This is a genomic window from Fibrobacter succinogenes subsp. succinogenes S85 (assembly GCF_000146505.1).
Classification (GTDB): Bacteria; Fibrobacterota; Fibrobacteria; order Fibrobacterales; family Fibrobacteraceae; genus Fibrobacter; species Fibrobacter succinogenes.
In genome coordinates, this window is record NC_017448.1 from 1,306,904 (window position 1) to 1,324,251 (window position 17,348).

The following is a 17,348-nucleotide window of genomic DNA, read 5'->3' on the forward strand; positions in this document are numbered from 1 at the left end:
GACCTTCAGTCCTACAGACGAAAGACGAGAGATAGACTGTAGGAAGTAGACGGTAGGAAGTCATTAGTCGGCAGAACTTAGTTGGCAGAACTTAGTCGGTACAGCGCAAAGCGAAAGCGATATTCTAAGCTCTAAGTTCTAAGTTCTAAGTTCTAAATTGCTATATTTGCCTCGTAAAAATTCAAGAGGATTACTATGTCTCAGTTTAACGCTCATTTTAGAAACATCAACGGCGACGATACCTACCCGCTGACCGACGTCATTTACCGCAGCAAGGTGGACGGTAGCTTGCTCGAAGTCGAACACGACCGAGCAGCACTCGCCAGCCGCAGCCCGGAAGAATGGAAGAAGCTCTTTGCCGAACGCCGCATGAGCTTTAAGCCCGAAGACATGAGTGGTATTTGGAGCAAGCGCGAAATGGTGCTCCCGGATATTCCGGTCGAAGACATCGTCACCATGCGCGAAGGCTGGAGCCCGCTTTTTGACGCAGCCCCGCTCGCCAAGGAACTCGGCATCGGAAGCCTCAAGGTGAAGCTCTGCGGCAACTCCCACACGGGTTCTTTCAAGGACCTTGGCATGACCGTTCTCGTGAGCCAGGTGAATCACATCATCAAGAAGGGCATCCACCCGATTGACGCCGTCGCTTGCGCTTCTACCGGTGATACCTCTGCAGCCCTCAGCGCCTACTGCGCCAAGGCAGGCATTCCGTCTATCGTGTTCCTCCCGGCCGGCAAGACCAGCACTGCACAGCTCATCCAGCCGATTTCTAACGGCAGCATTGTGCTCGCTCTTGACACCGACTTTGACGGTTGCATGAAGATCGTTCAGGAAGTCACGAAGGACAACCGCATTTACCTCGCCAACTCCATGAACAGCCTCCGCGTCGAAGGCCAGAAGACGATTTCTCCGGAAATCTGCCAAGAACTCGGCTGGACCGTTCCGGACACCGTGATTATCCCGGGCGGTAACCTCGGTAACGTGAGCGCACTTGCCAAGGGCTTCGAAGACTGCAAGGCCATGGGCCTCATCGACCGCATCCCGCGCATCATCGTTGCTCAGGCAGAAAACGCCAATCCGTTCTACCAGGCATACGAACGTGGCTTTGACAAGCTCGTTCCGGTTCAGGCCAAGAAGACTCTCGCATCTGCTATCCAGATCGGTAACCCGGTCAGCTACCCGAAGGCAGTCCGCGCTATCCAGAAGACAAACGGCATGGTCGTAAGCGTCTCTGAAGAAGAACTCGCCAACGCAGCCCACCGCGGCGACCGCATCGGTCTCTACTGCTGCCCGCACACGGGTGTCGCTCTCGGCGCTCTCGAAAAGCTCGTCGCTGCAGGCAAGATTACGAAGGACGAAAACGTCGTCGTCATCAGCACGGCTCACGGTCTCAAGTTCACGGAATTCAAGGTCGGATACCACGAACAGAAGCTCGAAAACATCGCCAGCAAGTACGCAAACCCGGTGTTCAAGGCTCCTGCCGAAATCGGTGCTGTCATGGACATCCTCACGAAGGAAATGGCAGCCCGCCGTCGCTAATGCGCAAGCATTCGCTAACGCGAACATGATTTAGATACAAAGAGAGCGGCGCAATCGCGTCGCTCTTTCTTTTTGCATTTTTTCAACAAACCTATTCTTTCACCAAGAATCCGGCAATGGACTTTTCACGGACAAACGTCTTCTTGGAAACGTTCTGTACATCGGCGACATTCACCTTTTCCAAATTATCGGCCCAGTTGAGGAAAATGCGGTAGTCCCCATGAACTTCGTACCAGCCAAGCATGGTCGCCACGTTTTCCATGTCAGTCAAGCTACGAACAAGCCCTGCATAAGCGCGGTTCTTGACTTTCTGGAATTCTCTAGCGCTGACTTGTTCATTCTTGAGTTTTTCAAGCTCTTCCCAAACGACTTTTTCAACCTTTTCGCGATTGGCATCCGGGCGGAGGTTCACGCGGACAGAGAATTCGGAAATGTACTTGTTCGGGCTATTGCTTGCGCTCACGCCAACGGCAAGCTTTTCTTCTTCGACAAGGCGCTTGTAAAGGCGGCCAGAACGTCCGTTCAAAACACCCTCGGCAATGTCAAGCGCATAAAGCGTGCTATCGCCCACAGCCGGAGTCTTGAAGACTAGCGTATAAAGATTCGGAGCATCCTTGCGCTTGACGGTCAAACGCTTTTCACCCGCCTGTTCCGGATCGCGAACGGTAAGCGGAGGGAAAGCTTCGCCAGCCGGAATCGGAGCAAAATACTTCTTGACAACCTTCATCGTTTCAAGCGTATCCAAGTCACCCGCCATCACGAGAATTGCATTACGCGGCTTATAGTACTTGCGGTAATGTTCTTCGGCCTGTTCGCGAGTCAAGTTATCGATATCGCTCGGCCAGCCAATGGTCGGCACGCGGTACGGGAACGCCTCGTAAATCATGGAATTGAGCGTTTCATAGAAACGGCCCGTCGGACGGTCGTCATAGCGCATGCGACGTTCTTCACGGACGACAGAACGTTCCGAATAGAACTCGCGCAACACAGCATTTTGCATGCGGTCAGATTCAAGCCACAGGAACAATTCAATCTTGTTCTTGGGGAGCGTCACCGTGTATGCGGTCAGCAAGTCGCTTGTAAAAGCGTTAAGACCTGTTCCGCCAGCAGCCTGATAGGCGCCCCACAACTCGTCCTTGATAAAAATCTTGCGATGTTCGTTCAGAACGGAATCGTGTTCAGCGGTCAGCTTTTTGACAAGAGCCGTATCGCCTGCAATTTTTGCAGGGCGAATCAAAGCCTGCAAGGAATCCTGAGTCGCCATGAACCGGACATCGGCAACACTATCGGATACGCCGACCTTCTTTGTACCCTTGAAAAGCTCATGTTCCAAAATGTGAGCCAAGCCCGACTTGCCGGGAACTTCATGGACAGAGCCGGTCACGTAAAACAGGCGGCAACTCACCGTTGGCGCTTGCTTGTTCGGATACAGAAGTACAGTCAGTCCATTATCAAGGACTTCCTTATGCACGGGCAAATTTACCGCCGCCGCAGACGTCCCCGTCAACAACGCAGGAACAAACGCGCAGCACATAGCAATTCTAGCGAAAAGTTTTCTCATGCTAGACAATTTAGATAATTTCTAAAAAACAGTGATAACGAAAAGGGGCATCAGCCCCTATTTTCAATTTGCACGGAGTTTATACGATTTTATCAAACGTCCGCCGTTTTCAAGCGTTGCAATGATAAACGACTTGCCACGCCACTTTTCCATGTGGATTTCACAGAATTCTCCATTAAACGAAGTCGTCTTAAGGAGCGTTCCGTTCGCATCAAACAGGTTGACAGTCTTTTTTCCTGTAAGCTTGGTTTCGATTCTCAAGACTCTGTCAGCCACCGAAAAGCGCACAGCCGAAGCAACAGAAGTCTTTGTCATGCCCATTCCCTTGTAAGAAGACGAACTTACCATCGGTTCGGCAGCGCCACTCATAGAAACATCTGCACTCGAAGAACTGATACGGGTTGCAGAGCTACTTGAAACCGCAAGCACAGACTTCATACTTGACGAAGACTTTTCACTGGAGGAAGACTCCGCCGCGCTGGAAGAAGATACCTTCACACTCGAAGAAGATGCTTTCGCGCTAGAAGAAGAGGACTCGGCAGAACTAGACGAAGATTCCACCACCGGAGAAATGCGGTCGCCACGAGTCTTGAACTCCACATGGCCATCAACAATCTTTATATCGTAGATTTCTAATTCAAGATTATCGCCAGCCCATGTCGTAAAGCCGTTAAAGCTATTGATTCGGCCCGTCGGGAACGCATCATACGCCATCGTGTTCGCATCAGCAATGCCATCGGCCTCAATCAAATCGACACCCATCGGATCAGCCGCATTCACTTCGTTCGCCGTCCAGTTATATCGATTATAATTTATATGCCAAATCAGCAAGCCTTTATTCGGAAGAGCCTTGTCAAAGTTCTCCTTTAAACGGAACTCGATAAAATAATATTCATTATCGCTACCGGACGTCAATACAAGGCCATCATTTTCCTGAATGGACTTTAAGACAAACGTCGTATCCGAAATTTCTAGACGGCGCGGTTCAAGCCAACCCAAGCTGAATCGTTCAAACGCAGACATATTTGCAGGCGAGCATGACGTTGTATACGACCAATTTTGCGGGCAGTTATAAGACCCGGCATCCATCAAATCCCACCGTCCCGGAGTATAGCGAGCCTTCGTTCGGGAATTGTCGGCATAGACATCGTAATGATCCACGAGTCCAAGGACATGGCTAAATTCATGGCAGAACGTGCCAATGCCGTTCAACGCATCAGTCTTCTTATTGACCATATAGGCCTGTCCATCTATTTCAGGGGAACAGGCGTATTTACTCATGGAATAATTGCGAGTAAGGCGCTTCGGAGCATTATAGGAATGCGGCCAAATGGCAGACTGGACATCCGTATCTGCAGAACCCACTCCTGCATAAATCATATAGACAAAGTCAACAACATGGTCGCCATCGCTATCATAAGGCGAAAAATCTACGTTTTGGGCGATGAGAGAATCCATCGCCTCTTTAACAGCCTTGACCGCACCCGCCGCCATATTTCTGGAATCAACAAGGGCGCCATACGAATCACGCGTCCCACTTAACGTTATCGGTCCGGCAACATCAAACGTCGGTCTATATTTGCCATTTGAATTTGCGATGAAAAAATCCCTAACGCTTCCAGACATATAATAATTAGAATACCCTTCCTGATTGAGGTAATTCAAATATTCTTCCTGGGCATTATCGCGTTTGAACTTGACATCGCTAAACTGGACAAGAAGAACGAGCCCGCGGACATCGCCTTCTGTTTTGACAGTAGACATATTAGGGCGAGTAGGCCAGTTATTTGTGACAGCATCTTCCGTAGTCCATCCCCCCCAGCCAGGCCAACCATTAGCCTTCTGAGGCGTCGCAGTTGAAGACTGGAGCATCATGGGTCCCGAAGAGGAATCCGCCTGCTGTTCTTTAAGCTTTTTTAAACGATTTTCGTGAAATCTCTCCAAAATTTGGCGAGAATTGCGCTTTTTGAGGAAGTTTTTCTCTTTTGTGCCGCGTTTAGACTTGGCATGGACTCGCATACCCGTCTTTTTGCCATGTTCGTCGGCATAATTCCAATAACCAGCGGAATCACGGACAACGAGCACACTATCTTCGCCTGTCAGCGTATAGTTAAAATGCTCGTTTCCAACCTTTCTAATCTGCACAACAGAGCCATCGGGCTGCGTTGAATTGATTAAAAACGGTGCAGCTTTAACGGCCCACACGGATGCGGAGCCGACTAAAGACCCAATCAATATGCACTTCCACCAACTCATACTATAAACATATATTCAGAATTGGGGATGAGCAAAAAAACAATATGTTTTTTACATGTTTTTCGTTGACAGAACGCCAACAGGCCGCAATAACCGCGACAAAACGTTACAGTACCCTACATTTTGGACAAGGCGAGCAAGGCACCACCACAAAGAATGACAGAAACTGCAATGGCAAGCTTAATTCGCTCCGGTTTTGTCGGGTATTCGTGGAAAACCACCACTCCCCAAAGCAAGTTCACGAGCAAGTTCAATTGCGTGAGCGGGTAACCAACGGCATAGCCCAAAGCGCCATTCGAATCGATGGCCCAGAAACAACCATGCTGCCCGATGACCCACAAGACACCCATAAACATAGACGTGATGGACGGAGCAAGGCCGTATTCAAAAAACGCACGACGCTTTATACTCAAAATTGCGACCAAAAGTTCTGCAGAGACAAAAATGCCTAAGGCAAACGAACCCATAAATTCAAGTATAGGGACATTGGCAAACTTATACGGAATGAGGAACAGCCCAAAGATGAGACCGCCCAAAAGCGAGCGCCAATTCCTAAAGATGTTCCCCTGCGGAGGGGCAAGCCTGCTCAAACCGAAAAGCAACAAAAGGATTGCCGGGATCGAAAAATAAAGCAGCGTGGATTCCGAGAAAATGAGCACGCCACTTACAAACGAAGCCAGGATGCTCACGCCCATCGAGCGCACACCGGCACCCGTCAAGTCCTGTTCTGCCTTGACCGCCCAGAAGCAGAACGCGCCTGCGCAAACCCAAAGGAATCCGCAAAGGAGACCGACCGGCAAAAGGCGGAACGAATCCGTCGCAAACGAAATACAAAGCTGACCGATGAACATGCCCAAGGCCATGCAGGAGAGGTACGCCCACGACGAAAACTTGGACCAAGCCTTGAGAGGGACCATGTAAGTGCCGAACGCAAAGACGGCAAGAATGAGACCAACGTAACTATTTCCCAATGCAGAACCCCGCAAATATTTGTTGTAAAACGTCTTCGGACGAGATTTCGCCCGTTATACTCTGGAGCGAACGGCGCACTAGTTGCATTTCAAAAGCCAAAAGTTCCACCGCCGGATTTGTGCGGATAAGGTTCAGCGCACGGTCAATACCCGCAAGAGCTTCTTCAAGGCAGGTCTTTTCGCGTTCGCTCGTAATCCAGAGGTCTTCGGAATTTTCCATTTTCTTGAAAAGGGCAGCGTTCATCGCACGCTTGAGTTCCGCGAGGCCCTCACCTGTTTTGGAAGAAATGCGAATGCTCTCGCCTCTTTCGTCTCTCGTCTCTCGTCTTTCGTCTAATAAATCACTCTTCGAGATGACGACAATATCAGGTTGGGCCGCACCATTTTCCGGATGGCAAGATGCGCAGTTCTCGTCTAAACTACCATCCACAACCAGAATCTTCATGTCCGCTTCGGCGAGGATTTCCTTACTCTTTTCCATGCTGAGCGCATCGAGAGCATCGGTTGCCTTGTCCGCGATACCAGCGGTATCAACAAGGCGGATTTCACCGCCGTCCAGGAACAAGCGGACTTCGACAAAGTCGCGGGTCGTGCCAGGGATGTTGCTCACAAGGATTCGGTCTTCACCGAGAAGCGCATTCACGAGGCTCGACTTGCCCGCATTCGGAGCGCCGTACAAAACAGCAAGCGGCAAACGGCTGACCGCCGCCTTGCCCTTAAAACTTTTCAAAATGGATTCTACGCTTTCGCGAATCGCAGAAATTTTCACGCCCCAGGTCGCATAATCCGGGTCGGCTTCTTCTTCAGAGAAATCAACATCCAACTCAAGGCGTGCCGAGATATCCATGACCAGTTCCGTGAGCGTCTTGACTTTTTTCGAGAGCGCACCACCAAGCAAGCGATGAGCGTTCTTGAGTTCGTCACGGTTAGCGCTGTGGATCACATCGGCGACAGATTCCGCCTGCACCAAGTCCATGCGACCGTTCAAGAAAGCACGGCGCGTGTATTCGCCAGGTTCTGCCAAGCGCACGCCATCAACACTCTTAATGACCTGAATCAGTTCGCGGACGATAATCGGGTTCCCGTGCGGGTAAAGTTCCAGCACGTCTTCGCCGGTATAGGAATTCGGACCTTCAAAAAAGATGTAGAGGAGGCTATCGATGACCAATGCTGTTGCGCGGTCTTCGCCGACCATTGTACGGTAATCCCTAGCGGTCGCAAGTTTAGCTTCGCGAGGCTTCAAATTCTTGATTGCCGATTCGCCGAACAAGAGGCGCACCACTTCGCGCACCTTCGAGCCACTCACGCGGATGGCGGCAACGGCACTCACGCCCGCAGGCGTCATCGGAGCAACAATCGTCTGAGAATCCATAATAGCAAAGATAGTAATTGCTAAATTAAAAACATGAGCAACTTCAAACTTATTTCCCGTCCTTTGGGCACTGTGCAGTGCTTTGTTTTGCAGCGTGACGACGGCGCTGAATTTGAAATTTTGAGCGGATACGGCGCTGGACTCAACGCTTGGCGCATCCCCGACAATAACGGCAAGCTCCAAGACCTCCTTTTTGGCTACCGCGAAGGCGACGACATTTTCAAGATGGGCCCCGACACAAACGCGGGTTGCAGACTAACCCCGTTCCCGGGACGCGTGGCATACGCCAAATTCAACTGGAACGGCAACGATTACCAGCTCGTCAACAATGTGAGTTGGGCTCCGCACGCCCTCCACGGCTTTTTGCAGAACAAGGAATGGAACCTCCTGAGTTTCGAAAGCGATAGCGAAAAATGCGTAGCGACATTCGGTATCGACTGGCCGGGTGCATTTACTGGGTTCCCGTTCCCCTTCCGCGCGGTCAACAAGGTTACGTTCACTGGCGAAAGCTACACCGTCGAATCGACCGTCACGAACATCGGCAAGGGCGACCTCCCCTATTCCGAAGGCTGGCACCCCTATTACACACTCGGTGAAAAAATCAACGGACTCCAGATGACTCTCCCGGAATCGAACCTCGCGATTCTCGACAAGGCAGACATCCCGACAGGCGAATTCAAACCGGATACCCGTTTCGTGGGCGGTAGGCTCATCAATGACGAGTTCATCAACGACTGTTTCTGTCTAAACCAAGGCGAAGGCCCCTACGTTCTCAAAAACAATAAAAATTTTGAGAACATTTTAGCCACCGTAGAACTCAAAAGCGATACCAAATCCCTCCAAATTTGGCAAAAGGCCGGCAAAGAACAATATAATGCGATCCAGATTTACACACCGCCTGACCGCATGAGCATCGCTATCGAACCAATGACCGCGGAACCCGATACTTTAAACCATCACCGCGATTTAATCGTCATCAAGCCAAGCGAAAGCCGCACGTTCGTTTTCGGAGCAAAGTTCCAAAAACGCTAAAAAACGGACAAAAAAGGCATCCAAAAATGCCCGTAAACATATTTTTTCCTTTCAAGCAAAAATGCTATTGCATTTTTGCTTTTTTCAATATATTTTGAGAACACGTATCTTAAGGAGAGAACATGGATTTTAAGAAAGTTTTCCTCGCATGTGGCCTTTCAGTCGCCTGCACCGCCTTCGCGGCCCCATATGAAGCCGAAGACGCAACCATCACCAAAGACGCAGCCGTTGCCTCTAGCACCGAAGCTTCCGGCGGTAAATATGTCAAGATGAACGGCGGCGACATCACTTTTTCCAAGGTGACGGTCGAAAAAGCAGGCAAATACACCATCGTTCTCCACTACATGAACAATTACGGTGGATCCAAGATTAACAACGTTGAAGTCGGCGGAGCCTCCTCTGCCGTGACGTTCGATGTGACCGACAAGGGCAAATTTGCCGACGTCGAAACGGTCATGAACCTCGCCGCCGGTGAGAACACTATCGCCATCACCAATAGCTGGGGCTGGATTGACCTCGACTACATCGAAGTCAAGGGTTACGAAGCTAAAGCATTCAACCTCTGCAACGCCCCGGTGACAAAGACCGCCACCCCGTCTGCCATCAAGCTATACAACTTCCTTGTCAACAACTTCGGCAAAAAGACCATTTCCGGCGTGATGACCGGTAACATGGACGCCTACACCAAGGGTGACGCCACCCAGCACGAAGACGTTCAGGCCGTATTCAAGGCCGGCGGCAAGTACCCCGCACTCGTTGGAGTCGACCTGATGAACGCCACCGGCGCAAGCAAAAACAACAGCTGGTTCCAGGAATACACCGAAAAGGCCATCGATATCGCCAAGAGCACATGGAAGAAGGGCGGCATTCCGGCATTCACATGGCACTGGCGTCCGGGTGACGAAGAGAATTTCTACGTGAAAGGCGCAAACGACAACTACACCGAATTCGACTTTACCGAAGCCTTCGTGACCGGTACGACCAACTGGGATACCGTTTCGACCGCTTACAAGGCACTCGTTGCTGACATCGATCTCGTTTCCAAGATTTTCCTTGACCTCCAGAAAGAAGGCGTTGCCGCCATCTTCCGCCCGCTTCATGAATCCGGTGGTAACTGGTTCTGGTGGAGCACCCACACAGGCAAGCAGTTCGCCGCACTCTACCAGTTGCTCTACGAACGCATGGTGTTCACGAATGGCGTCAACAACCTCATTTGGGACTTCAACCCGAAGGATGCCGCTACGATGTCCTGGACCCCGGGCGAGACCTACTATGACGTGTTGAGCGTCGACATTTACAACGCAGCAAACGACCATCAGAGCAACAGCTCCGCATTTATCGACCTCACGAACAAGGCTGGCACCAACAAGATTATCTCCCTCAGCGAAAACGGCCCGATTCCTGACGTTGACAAGATGTACGAAGACGGTGCTACTTGGAGCTGGTGGATGCCGTGGTACGAATCCCCGAGCTGGAACGGTGGCTACGTAAGCCAGACTGCAGCAAGCGTATGGCAGAAGAACCTCGCTGACGAACGCATCATCACCCTCGACAAAATGCCGGGCTGGGACAACTATAGCGAAGCTGCCGCAGCAACAAACGTTTGCCCGACTTCTACACAGAACGCCAAGTTCGGTGCTGACACCGCCAAGGCCAATCCGGAAAATGTTGACCTCGTCATGGGCGTGACCTACAAGGCTATCAACGATAGCGGTGCAAACATCGAATTCAAGAAGGTTCCGAAACTGACCGGTGCAAAGAGCATCGCCGTCACGATCGAAAACAAGGGTTCTGGTGGAGAAATGAACGGCATTTGGATCGGCATGGCATTCGTCCGCGACGGTTCCAAGGACAAGGCTTGGACCTGGGAACAGTCCCCGTCTGATGGTTGCTGGCTCAACGACGGTGCAAAATCCACTTGCGAATTCGCCATCGAAACGTACACCGATGACGCAGGCGTTGAACATCCGATGGACCTCGACAACCTCTTCTCCGTCACCTTCATCTTGGCAGGCGCAAACGGATTCGAAGGCACCGTCCTCTTCGACAACATGGTCACGGACAACGGCATCATCATTAACGGATTCAACAAGAAGACGGAACTCTTCACCGCTGCAGACCAGAGCAAGGGTCACATCGCAAGTATCGAACTCTATAACAAGGACGGTACGCCGGTAACGCCTTCCGCACTTAAGCCGATTGCCGCCGCAAAGAAGGCAGGCTTGAACGTCAAGAACGGCAACCTCTTGCTCACCGCAAACGCATCCGGTTTCGCAAGCATCGACGTGTTCAACATGATCGGCAAGCGCGTCGCGACACTCCACCGCGGAAACCTCAGCGCAGGCAGCCACACGTTCAGCCTCCAGAACCTCAACAAGGGTCAGTACATCATCCGCGTCAAGGGCGCCGGACTCAATGCCACCCAGAAGGTTCTCATCAAGTAGACTATAACACAAAAAGCCAAATACCTAAAGGCGGCCGCACAAGCGGTCGCCTTTCCTTATAATGTGTATTCCGTCACTTTTTGCCCCGAACGACCCAAATAAATCGTTTATTTATCTTACATTTCCGTGAAAATATTGCACTTTCTCACAGTGCGTCTTGACTTCATTTTTCACAAATCTATTTTTCTATAGACGATATTTAGGATGTTTGGGGGTGTGGACATTTTCCACAAGTTTTGTCAACACTCAAAAGTCGGGATTGCCCTATTTCATCGTTAAAAATCTAGTTTCAAGAAAAACAAGGATATTTCATGAATAGCTTCAAGACTTTAATCGCCGCATCACTCCTCGGAACAGCAGCATTTGCAGCACCGGGACTCAAGGTGAGCGGCACAGACCTTCAGTATAACGGCAAGAAGATTTTCTTCTCGGGTACAAACCTCGCCTGGAGCGACTACAACTCTGACGTGGGTGCTTCCCCGCTGGACGAAAATGCATGGCGCAAGGCTGTGGAAGGCACGCGTGCCGCAGGCGGTAACGCTATTCGTTGGTGGCTCTTTAACAACATGAGCCAGAGCCCAACAATTGACGAAACGACGCACTTGGTTACAGGTCCGAAGGAAAACACCATCGCCAACATGAAGAAGGCTTTGGACATCGCCGAAGAATACGGTGTGATGGTCTCGATGTGCCTTTTCAGCCACAACTTGATGGAACCGAACCAGTGGGGTCTTTACAACGAAAAGCTAGACATTACCGCAAACGAATTGCTTTTCGAAGACGCGGGCACCAAGGCTTTTATTGACAACGTTCTTATTCCGGTCGTGAAAGCCATTGGCAATCACAAAGCGCTCATGACTTGGGAAGTCTTTAACGAACCCGAGGGCATGACTAGCGAATGCAGCGGCTGGACTACAAAGAAGATGGCTCTTGCCAAAATCCAGAAGTTTACGAACAAGGTTGCAGCAGCCATCCACACGACAAACCCGGAACTTCTCGTTTCGACCGGTAGCGTGAACATCAAGTATCAGAAGCATTGGAATGACGCAGCCCTCATCGAAGCGGGTGGCGAAGCCAACGGTACGCTTGACTTTTTCCAGACGCACTATTACCCGTACTGGCAAGACAATTCCGTAAGCCCGTTCGTAAACACTGCGGCCCAAATGGCGACCAAGTACAGCTACGACAGCAAGCCGATGATCATCGGTGAATTCCCGGCAAGCGGTTGGGCTGGCGATACATACCGCTCCAATTTTGCCGCAAAGACAGAAATTACAACGGAAGAATGCTACCGCAAGGCTTTTGACGGTGGTTATGCAGGCGCTCTCGCCTGGCAGTACATCGGCGACAAGACCGAAGCGAATTTCGGTGGTTACAGCTACACGATTGATCCCGCGCTCAAGGCAATGACGGCTCTCGCCGCAACGGAAGAAGCCTCCATCAAGATCAAGGATGTGGACATTTCCGGCTCCACGGGCGGAAACGGCATGATGGCCGTGACTTACGGCGCCGACAACGGCCAGGTCGAATACCAGAACAAGGGCGGCTGGGACCTCTCCGGCGCAACGACGTTCACTTGGACAGCCAAGAACAATGGCAAGACCGATGCCGACATCTACTTGATTTTCAAGCTCACGGATTCCTGGACATGGACCGAAACGGACGGCAGCTGCAAGGTTCCGGCAGGCGAAAAGGTCACTTGCTCCATTGACATTTCTAGCTTTGCCGACCGCAACAAGACGCTCAGCATCACGCTCGCAAACTACGCCTCCGGCTACACCGGCACGGTGATTTACGACGACATCAAGGCCGGCGATTTGACGCTCTTTGACTTCAACACCGACAAGTACGACGCCTTCAAGCGCGGTTACGAAAACACCGAAGAAATGATTCCAGAAATCAAGATTGTCTTCGATGAAAACTACGTTTACGGCAAGACTTCCATTTCCAAGAGCAAGCTCGCCGCCACATCCAAGTTTTCCATCAACGGAGACAAGATTACGCTCAACACAAAGGCTAAGGGCCAAGTCAGCGTTGACGTGTTCGGCATGAACGGAAGAATCGTTGCCACGCTCTTTAACGGAATGCTTGGCGCAGGCAATTACGTGTTCAGCCTTGCTGATATGCCGAAGGGCCAGTACATCATCCGCATGAAGGGTGCCGGAATCACCACGACGCAGCCCGTAATTGTGAAGTAAAAAGACGATTTATAAAACGTTTCGAGAGTCCCGCGAAAACGGGACTCTTTTTTATTTCGGGGGAAATTTTTGGACTATTGCAATGACGAAAATCCTTTGAATTTTGGGCGTAAGAATATAGATTTAGGGGTGGAGATATGGATGTTTATGAAACACTTTAACTACACAAATTTTGTCGCTACGGCAACTGTCGCAGCACTCGCAGGCACTGCTTTTGCCGCCACCCCCATCCGTTTAGAAGCCGAAGACGCCGTCCTCGCCGATGACCACAAAGTCGTCGTTACCGAAGACGCAAAGGCTTCTGGCGGCAAGTACGTCCAGATGAAAGAAGGCAACCTGGAATTCAAAGTGACTGTACCCGCCACGGGTTATTACACACTTTGGGCCACATACCAGTTGCCAACAGCTTCCGGAAACAAAATCCAGAACTTGACCGTCAACGATGTTTCTGCCGGGCAGATTTCTTTCGGCACATCTGATGATTTCAAGACCATCAAGGGCGCAGGCAAAATCAAGCTCACCACAGGCGAAAACAAGATTGGTATCGTCCACAGTTGGGGCTGGGTCAACATTGACTACATTGAACTCACGGAATACGAAGCAAGCCCGTGGAGCCTCTCCCCGACTCCGGTCACGCCAGAGCCGACCGAAAGCGCACAGAAACTCTACAACTTCTTGCTCAACAATTTCGGCAAGCACGTGATTAGCGGCGTCATGACGGAACGCCCGTTCGAAAACAACGGCCAGTACACCCCGCAAAACTACGAAACGCAAACCGAACTCAGCTACATCAACCAAGCAAGCGGCAAGAACGTGGTCCTCGTCGGTTTTGACTTTTTGCACGCATCGGGCAAGAATTCCGACCAGCAATGGTATCAAGGCTACACGCACGCTTCGCTCGAAATGGCAAAGACCGTTTGGAAAGCTGGCGGCATACCGCAATTCAACTGGCATTGGAAAGACCCGACGCTCGAAGTCGAAGCGTTCTACACCGAATCTAGTGGCAATACTCCTTTCGCAGAATTCAGCATCAACAAGGCTTATGACGAGGCCACCGGCAAGTGGAAAACAGATAGCGATGCCTACAAGGCAATTGTCCGCGATATGGAAATGATCGCCGACTCGCTTTTGACTTTGCAAAAAAAAGGCGTTGCCGTTCTTTGGCGCCCGCTCCACGAAGCAAGTGGTAAGTGGTTCTGGTGGGGCACCGATGGCGCCAAGCCGTGCGTTGCTTTGTACAAGCTCATGTTCGATATTTTCGTGAACCAGAAAGGTTTACACAACTTGATTTGGGTGTGGACCACCGACGAAGCAAGCGACGCTCTCGACTGGTATCCAGGCGATGAATACGTGGACGTTGTGGGCCGCGACTACTATTACTATCCGCGTGAATCCAACCACTCTAGCCTTGTCGGCAGCTTTGAAACAGTCAAGGAAATGTTCGGCGGCAGAAAGATTGTAACGCTCAGCGAAAACGGTTCCGTGCCCTACCCTGACGAAATGAAGGCTGATGGCGCCAACTGGAGCTGGTTTATGCCGTGGTATGGCGACTACGCGATGGAAGGTTGGGCAAACGACAACACCAAGGAAAGCTGGAAAATCGTGATGAACAACGAATACACCTTGACGCTCGAAGACATGCCGGGCTGGGACAAGTACGAAATCGTCACGCCGCCGACAACGGGAATCAAGAATACTTTACGTTCGCAGAAGGGTATCGCAAGTTTGTCCGTCATCGGCAAGAATTTGCAAATTAACGTTCCGAGCGCCAACGCAAAAGTCGCGATTTTCGATATGCAGGGCAATCAGGTCATGAGCCGTGCTATCAATGGCGCAGCAAGCATTAACTTAAACGGAATCGCTGCCGGGCAATACCTTGTGAAAGTGCAAGGAAAAGGATTTACGCAGAACGGAAGGATTCTGGTAAAGTAATTGAGAATGTTGATTCCCGCCTCCGCGGGAATGACAGTGTAAATACAAGAAACAATGGATTCCCTACGCTTCGCTTCGAGGATGACAGGCTTCGAGGATGACGTAGGGATGACAATGCAAAAAAATGGAGTGTATGATTATGGGATGTAAATTATTCGCGGGCGCATGCTCCGCAATGGCTTTTGCCACAGCAATCGCGGCTACATCAGCTTATGCCGCACCGACAACTTACGAAGCCGAAGATTTGAGCGGCGCAACTGTTGCCGAAGGCGCAGACTTCTCCGGAGGCAAATACGCTAAGCCCGCCGACGCTAGCGGCATTACGTTTACGGTCAAAGTCGAAGAGACCGCCGTTTACGATATTACCACAAAAGTTCTCATCAAGCAATACGACTGGATAACCTCTAAAATCACGGTCAACGGTGTCGATGTCGGCTCCATGCTCACGACTCCGCGCAATTGCGATTCTAGCTATGTCGTATCCGCATCGGCAAAGATGAAGGTTGGTGAAAATAAGATTACGGTCGGAAACCAAGCCATCGGCGTGGACTACATCACCGTTGAACGCCACCCCGATCCGGAATACAAAATCGGTACCGCACCTGTCACGCCCAACGCTTCGGAATCTGCACGCAAGGTATTCTCGTTCTTGCGCGAAAACTTTACGAAAGCAACGCTTAGCGGCATGATGATTAGCGACCAGAATTTCAACTACGATTACGGCAACATGCGACTCATTCCGCCAGGAGGCTGCACGCCCGCCGATTCCTGCAAGTACACCGACGCCGAAGTCTCGTGGAAAGGTCAGACGGATATTGCCGAATTCTACAAGCGCTCTGGGCACTACCCCGCCATAGGCGGTTTCGACATGCTCTTTGCCGCCGGCGGACATTCCGACGAAGGCTGGTTCAGGGGCTATTCCGAAAACAACCTCCTGATGGCAGAAGAACTCTGGAAGTTGGGCGGCATCCCGACATTCACATGGCATTGGAAAGTCGGCGAAGACACGGTGTTCTACACCAAAGATACCTATCCCATGAACGGCTACCGCAGCAGCGGATGCGCCAATGGAGCAAAGGGTTCTAGCGAAAGCAACACGTGCTTCAATTACACTAAGGCTTTCAAGGATTCCACCTGCAAAGAAATCAACGAAGCCTCTCAAGAATACAAGGACATCGTAAACGACATCGATAAAGTATCTGCACTGTTCAAGCAATTGCAGGAAAAAGACATTGCCGTCATCTGGCGCCCGCTTCACGAAGCCAGCGGTGGCTGGTTCTGGTGGGGTGTGGGCAGTGGAGACTGTTACAAACAACTTTATCGTCTCGTCTTTGACCGCATGGTAAAAACAAACGGTCTCAACAACTTGATTTGGGTATGGAACATCAATACGGACCCGCAATTTGGTTACGATTACTCCGCCCTCAATGCAAGCTGGTACCCCGGCGATGAATACGTGGACATCGTCGCGGTTGATATTTACGACCCGCTCAACGACCACAATTCCGGTGCAAACTACTACAACAAAATCGTGAGCGATGTCGGTACGAACAAGATGATTGCCTTGAGCGAAAACGGCGCCATCCCAGACATCGATAGCATTGCCGAAGACAAGGCCAATTGGAGCTATTGGATGACATGGAGCCAGACCTGGAGCGGAAACTTCTTGGAAAAGACGACCACGGAAATGTGGAAGAAGAATCTTGACGACAAGCGCATCATCGCACTTGAAGACATGCCTGGTTGGGACAAAGTCACCGTCAGCAATCCTATAGCAAAGCGCATTGCAACAAACAACGTAAATATTGTCATCAACGGCAAAAAACTTTCGCTTTCTACGAACCAAAACGGACGCGCCACAGTTACCGTTTTTGACCTGACAGGACACCGCGTTGCAACACTCTTGCAAGGCAACATTTCGGCCGGAACACATAGCTTAAACCTCCAATCGCTCGCCGCCGGCAACTACATTGTCAAGGCTAGTGTCGGACATCACAATACCATGCAGGTTTTACGCTTAAAATAGTGCGCGTCGCAACATGTATT

Annotated in this window: 10 protein-coding genes; 6 read left to right on the forward strand and 4 right to left on the reverse strand. The window is 50.9% G+C overall.

Annotation, left to right across the window (positions count from 1 at the left end):
* Positions 1-195 precede the first annotated feature (195 nt).
* Entirely contained in the window at positions 196-1,536 is a 1,341-nt protein-coding gene (thrC, locus tag FSU_RS05510; protein WP_014545492.1) for a threonine synthase, read from the forward strand.
* Between the two features lie 91 nt (positions 1,537-1,627).
* Here thrC and FSU_RS05515 read toward each other — a convergent pair whose 3' ends face one another.
* The 4 genes from FSU_RS05515 to mnmE all read right to left on the reverse strand — a co-directional run bounded on the left by FSU_RS05515 (position 1,628) and on the right by mnmE (position 7,696).
* Positions 1,628-3,097: a M16 family metallopeptidase gene (locus FSU_RS05515; protein WP_015731798.1), complete on the reverse strand. Its 1,470-nt coding sequence runs from the start codon at positions 3,095-3,097 to the stop codon at positions 1,628-1,630.
* A gap of 63 nt (positions 3,098-3,160) precedes the next feature.
* The gene (locus tag FSU_RS05520) at positions 3,161-5,353 is read right to left on the reverse strand and encodes a M6 family metalloprotease domain-containing protein (RefSeq protein ID WP_015731799.1); all 2,193 of its coding nucleotides are present in this window, start codon (positions 5,351-5,353) and stop codon (positions 3,161-3,163) included.
* 116 nt (positions 5,354-5,469) lie between these two features.
* Positions 5,470-6,324 carry a GRP family sugar transporter gene (locus tag FSU_RS05525; RefSeq protein WP_014545495.1) on the reverse strand — a complete coding sequence of 285 codons (855 nt, stop codon included), beginning with the start codon at positions 6,322-6,324 and terminating at the stop codon, positions 5,470-5,472.
* Positions 6,314-7,696, reverse strand: a complete 1,383-nt coding sequence (mnmE, locus tag FSU_RS05530; protein WP_014545496.1) for a tRNA uridine-5-carboxymethylaminomethyl(34) synthesis GTPase MnmE — start codon at positions 7,694-7,696, stop codon at positions 6,314-6,316. Before mnmE ends, FSU_RS05525 begins: the two co-directional genes overlap by 11 nt.
* 72 nt (positions 7,697-7,768) lie before the next feature.
* Here mnmE and FSU_RS05535 point away from each other — a divergent pair, with 72 nt between their 5' ends.
* The 5 genes from FSU_RS05535 (at position 7,769) to FSU_RS05555 (ending at position 17,328) form a co-directional block, all read left to right on the forward strand.
* Complete coding sequence (locus tag FSU_RS05535) at positions 7,769-8,728, forward strand: aldose 1-epimerase (RefSeq protein ID WP_157747933.1); 960 nt, start codon at positions 7,769-7,771, stop codon at positions 8,726-8,728.
* Between the two features lie 122 nt (positions 8,729-8,850).
* Positions 8,851-11,172: a glycosyl hydrolase gene (locus FSU_RS05540; protein ID WP_014545497.1), complete on the forward strand. Its 2,322-nt coding sequence runs from the start codon at positions 8,851-8,853 to the stop codon at positions 11,170-11,172.
* A gap of 311 nt (positions 11,173-11,483) precedes the next feature.
* A complete protein-coding gene (locus tag FSU_RS05545) occupies positions 11,484-13,370 on the forward strand; it encodes a T9SS type A sorting domain-containing protein (RefSeq protein WP_015731802.1) in 1,887 nt (628 codons plus the stop codon).
* Positions 13,371-13,517: 147 nt separating this feature from the next.
* Complete coding sequence (locus FSU_RS05550) at positions 13,518-15,302, forward strand: glycosyl hydrolase (RefSeq protein ID WP_244263726.1); 1,785 nt, start codon at positions 13,518-13,520, stop codon at positions 15,300-15,302.
* Between the two features lie 139 nt (positions 15,303-15,441).
* Complete coding sequence (locus tag FSU_RS05555) at positions 15,442-17,328, forward strand: glycosyl hydrolase (RefSeq protein WP_015731803.1); 1,887 nt, start codon at positions 15,442-15,444, stop codon at positions 17,326-17,328.
* Positions 17,329-17,348 lie beyond the last annotated feature (20 nt).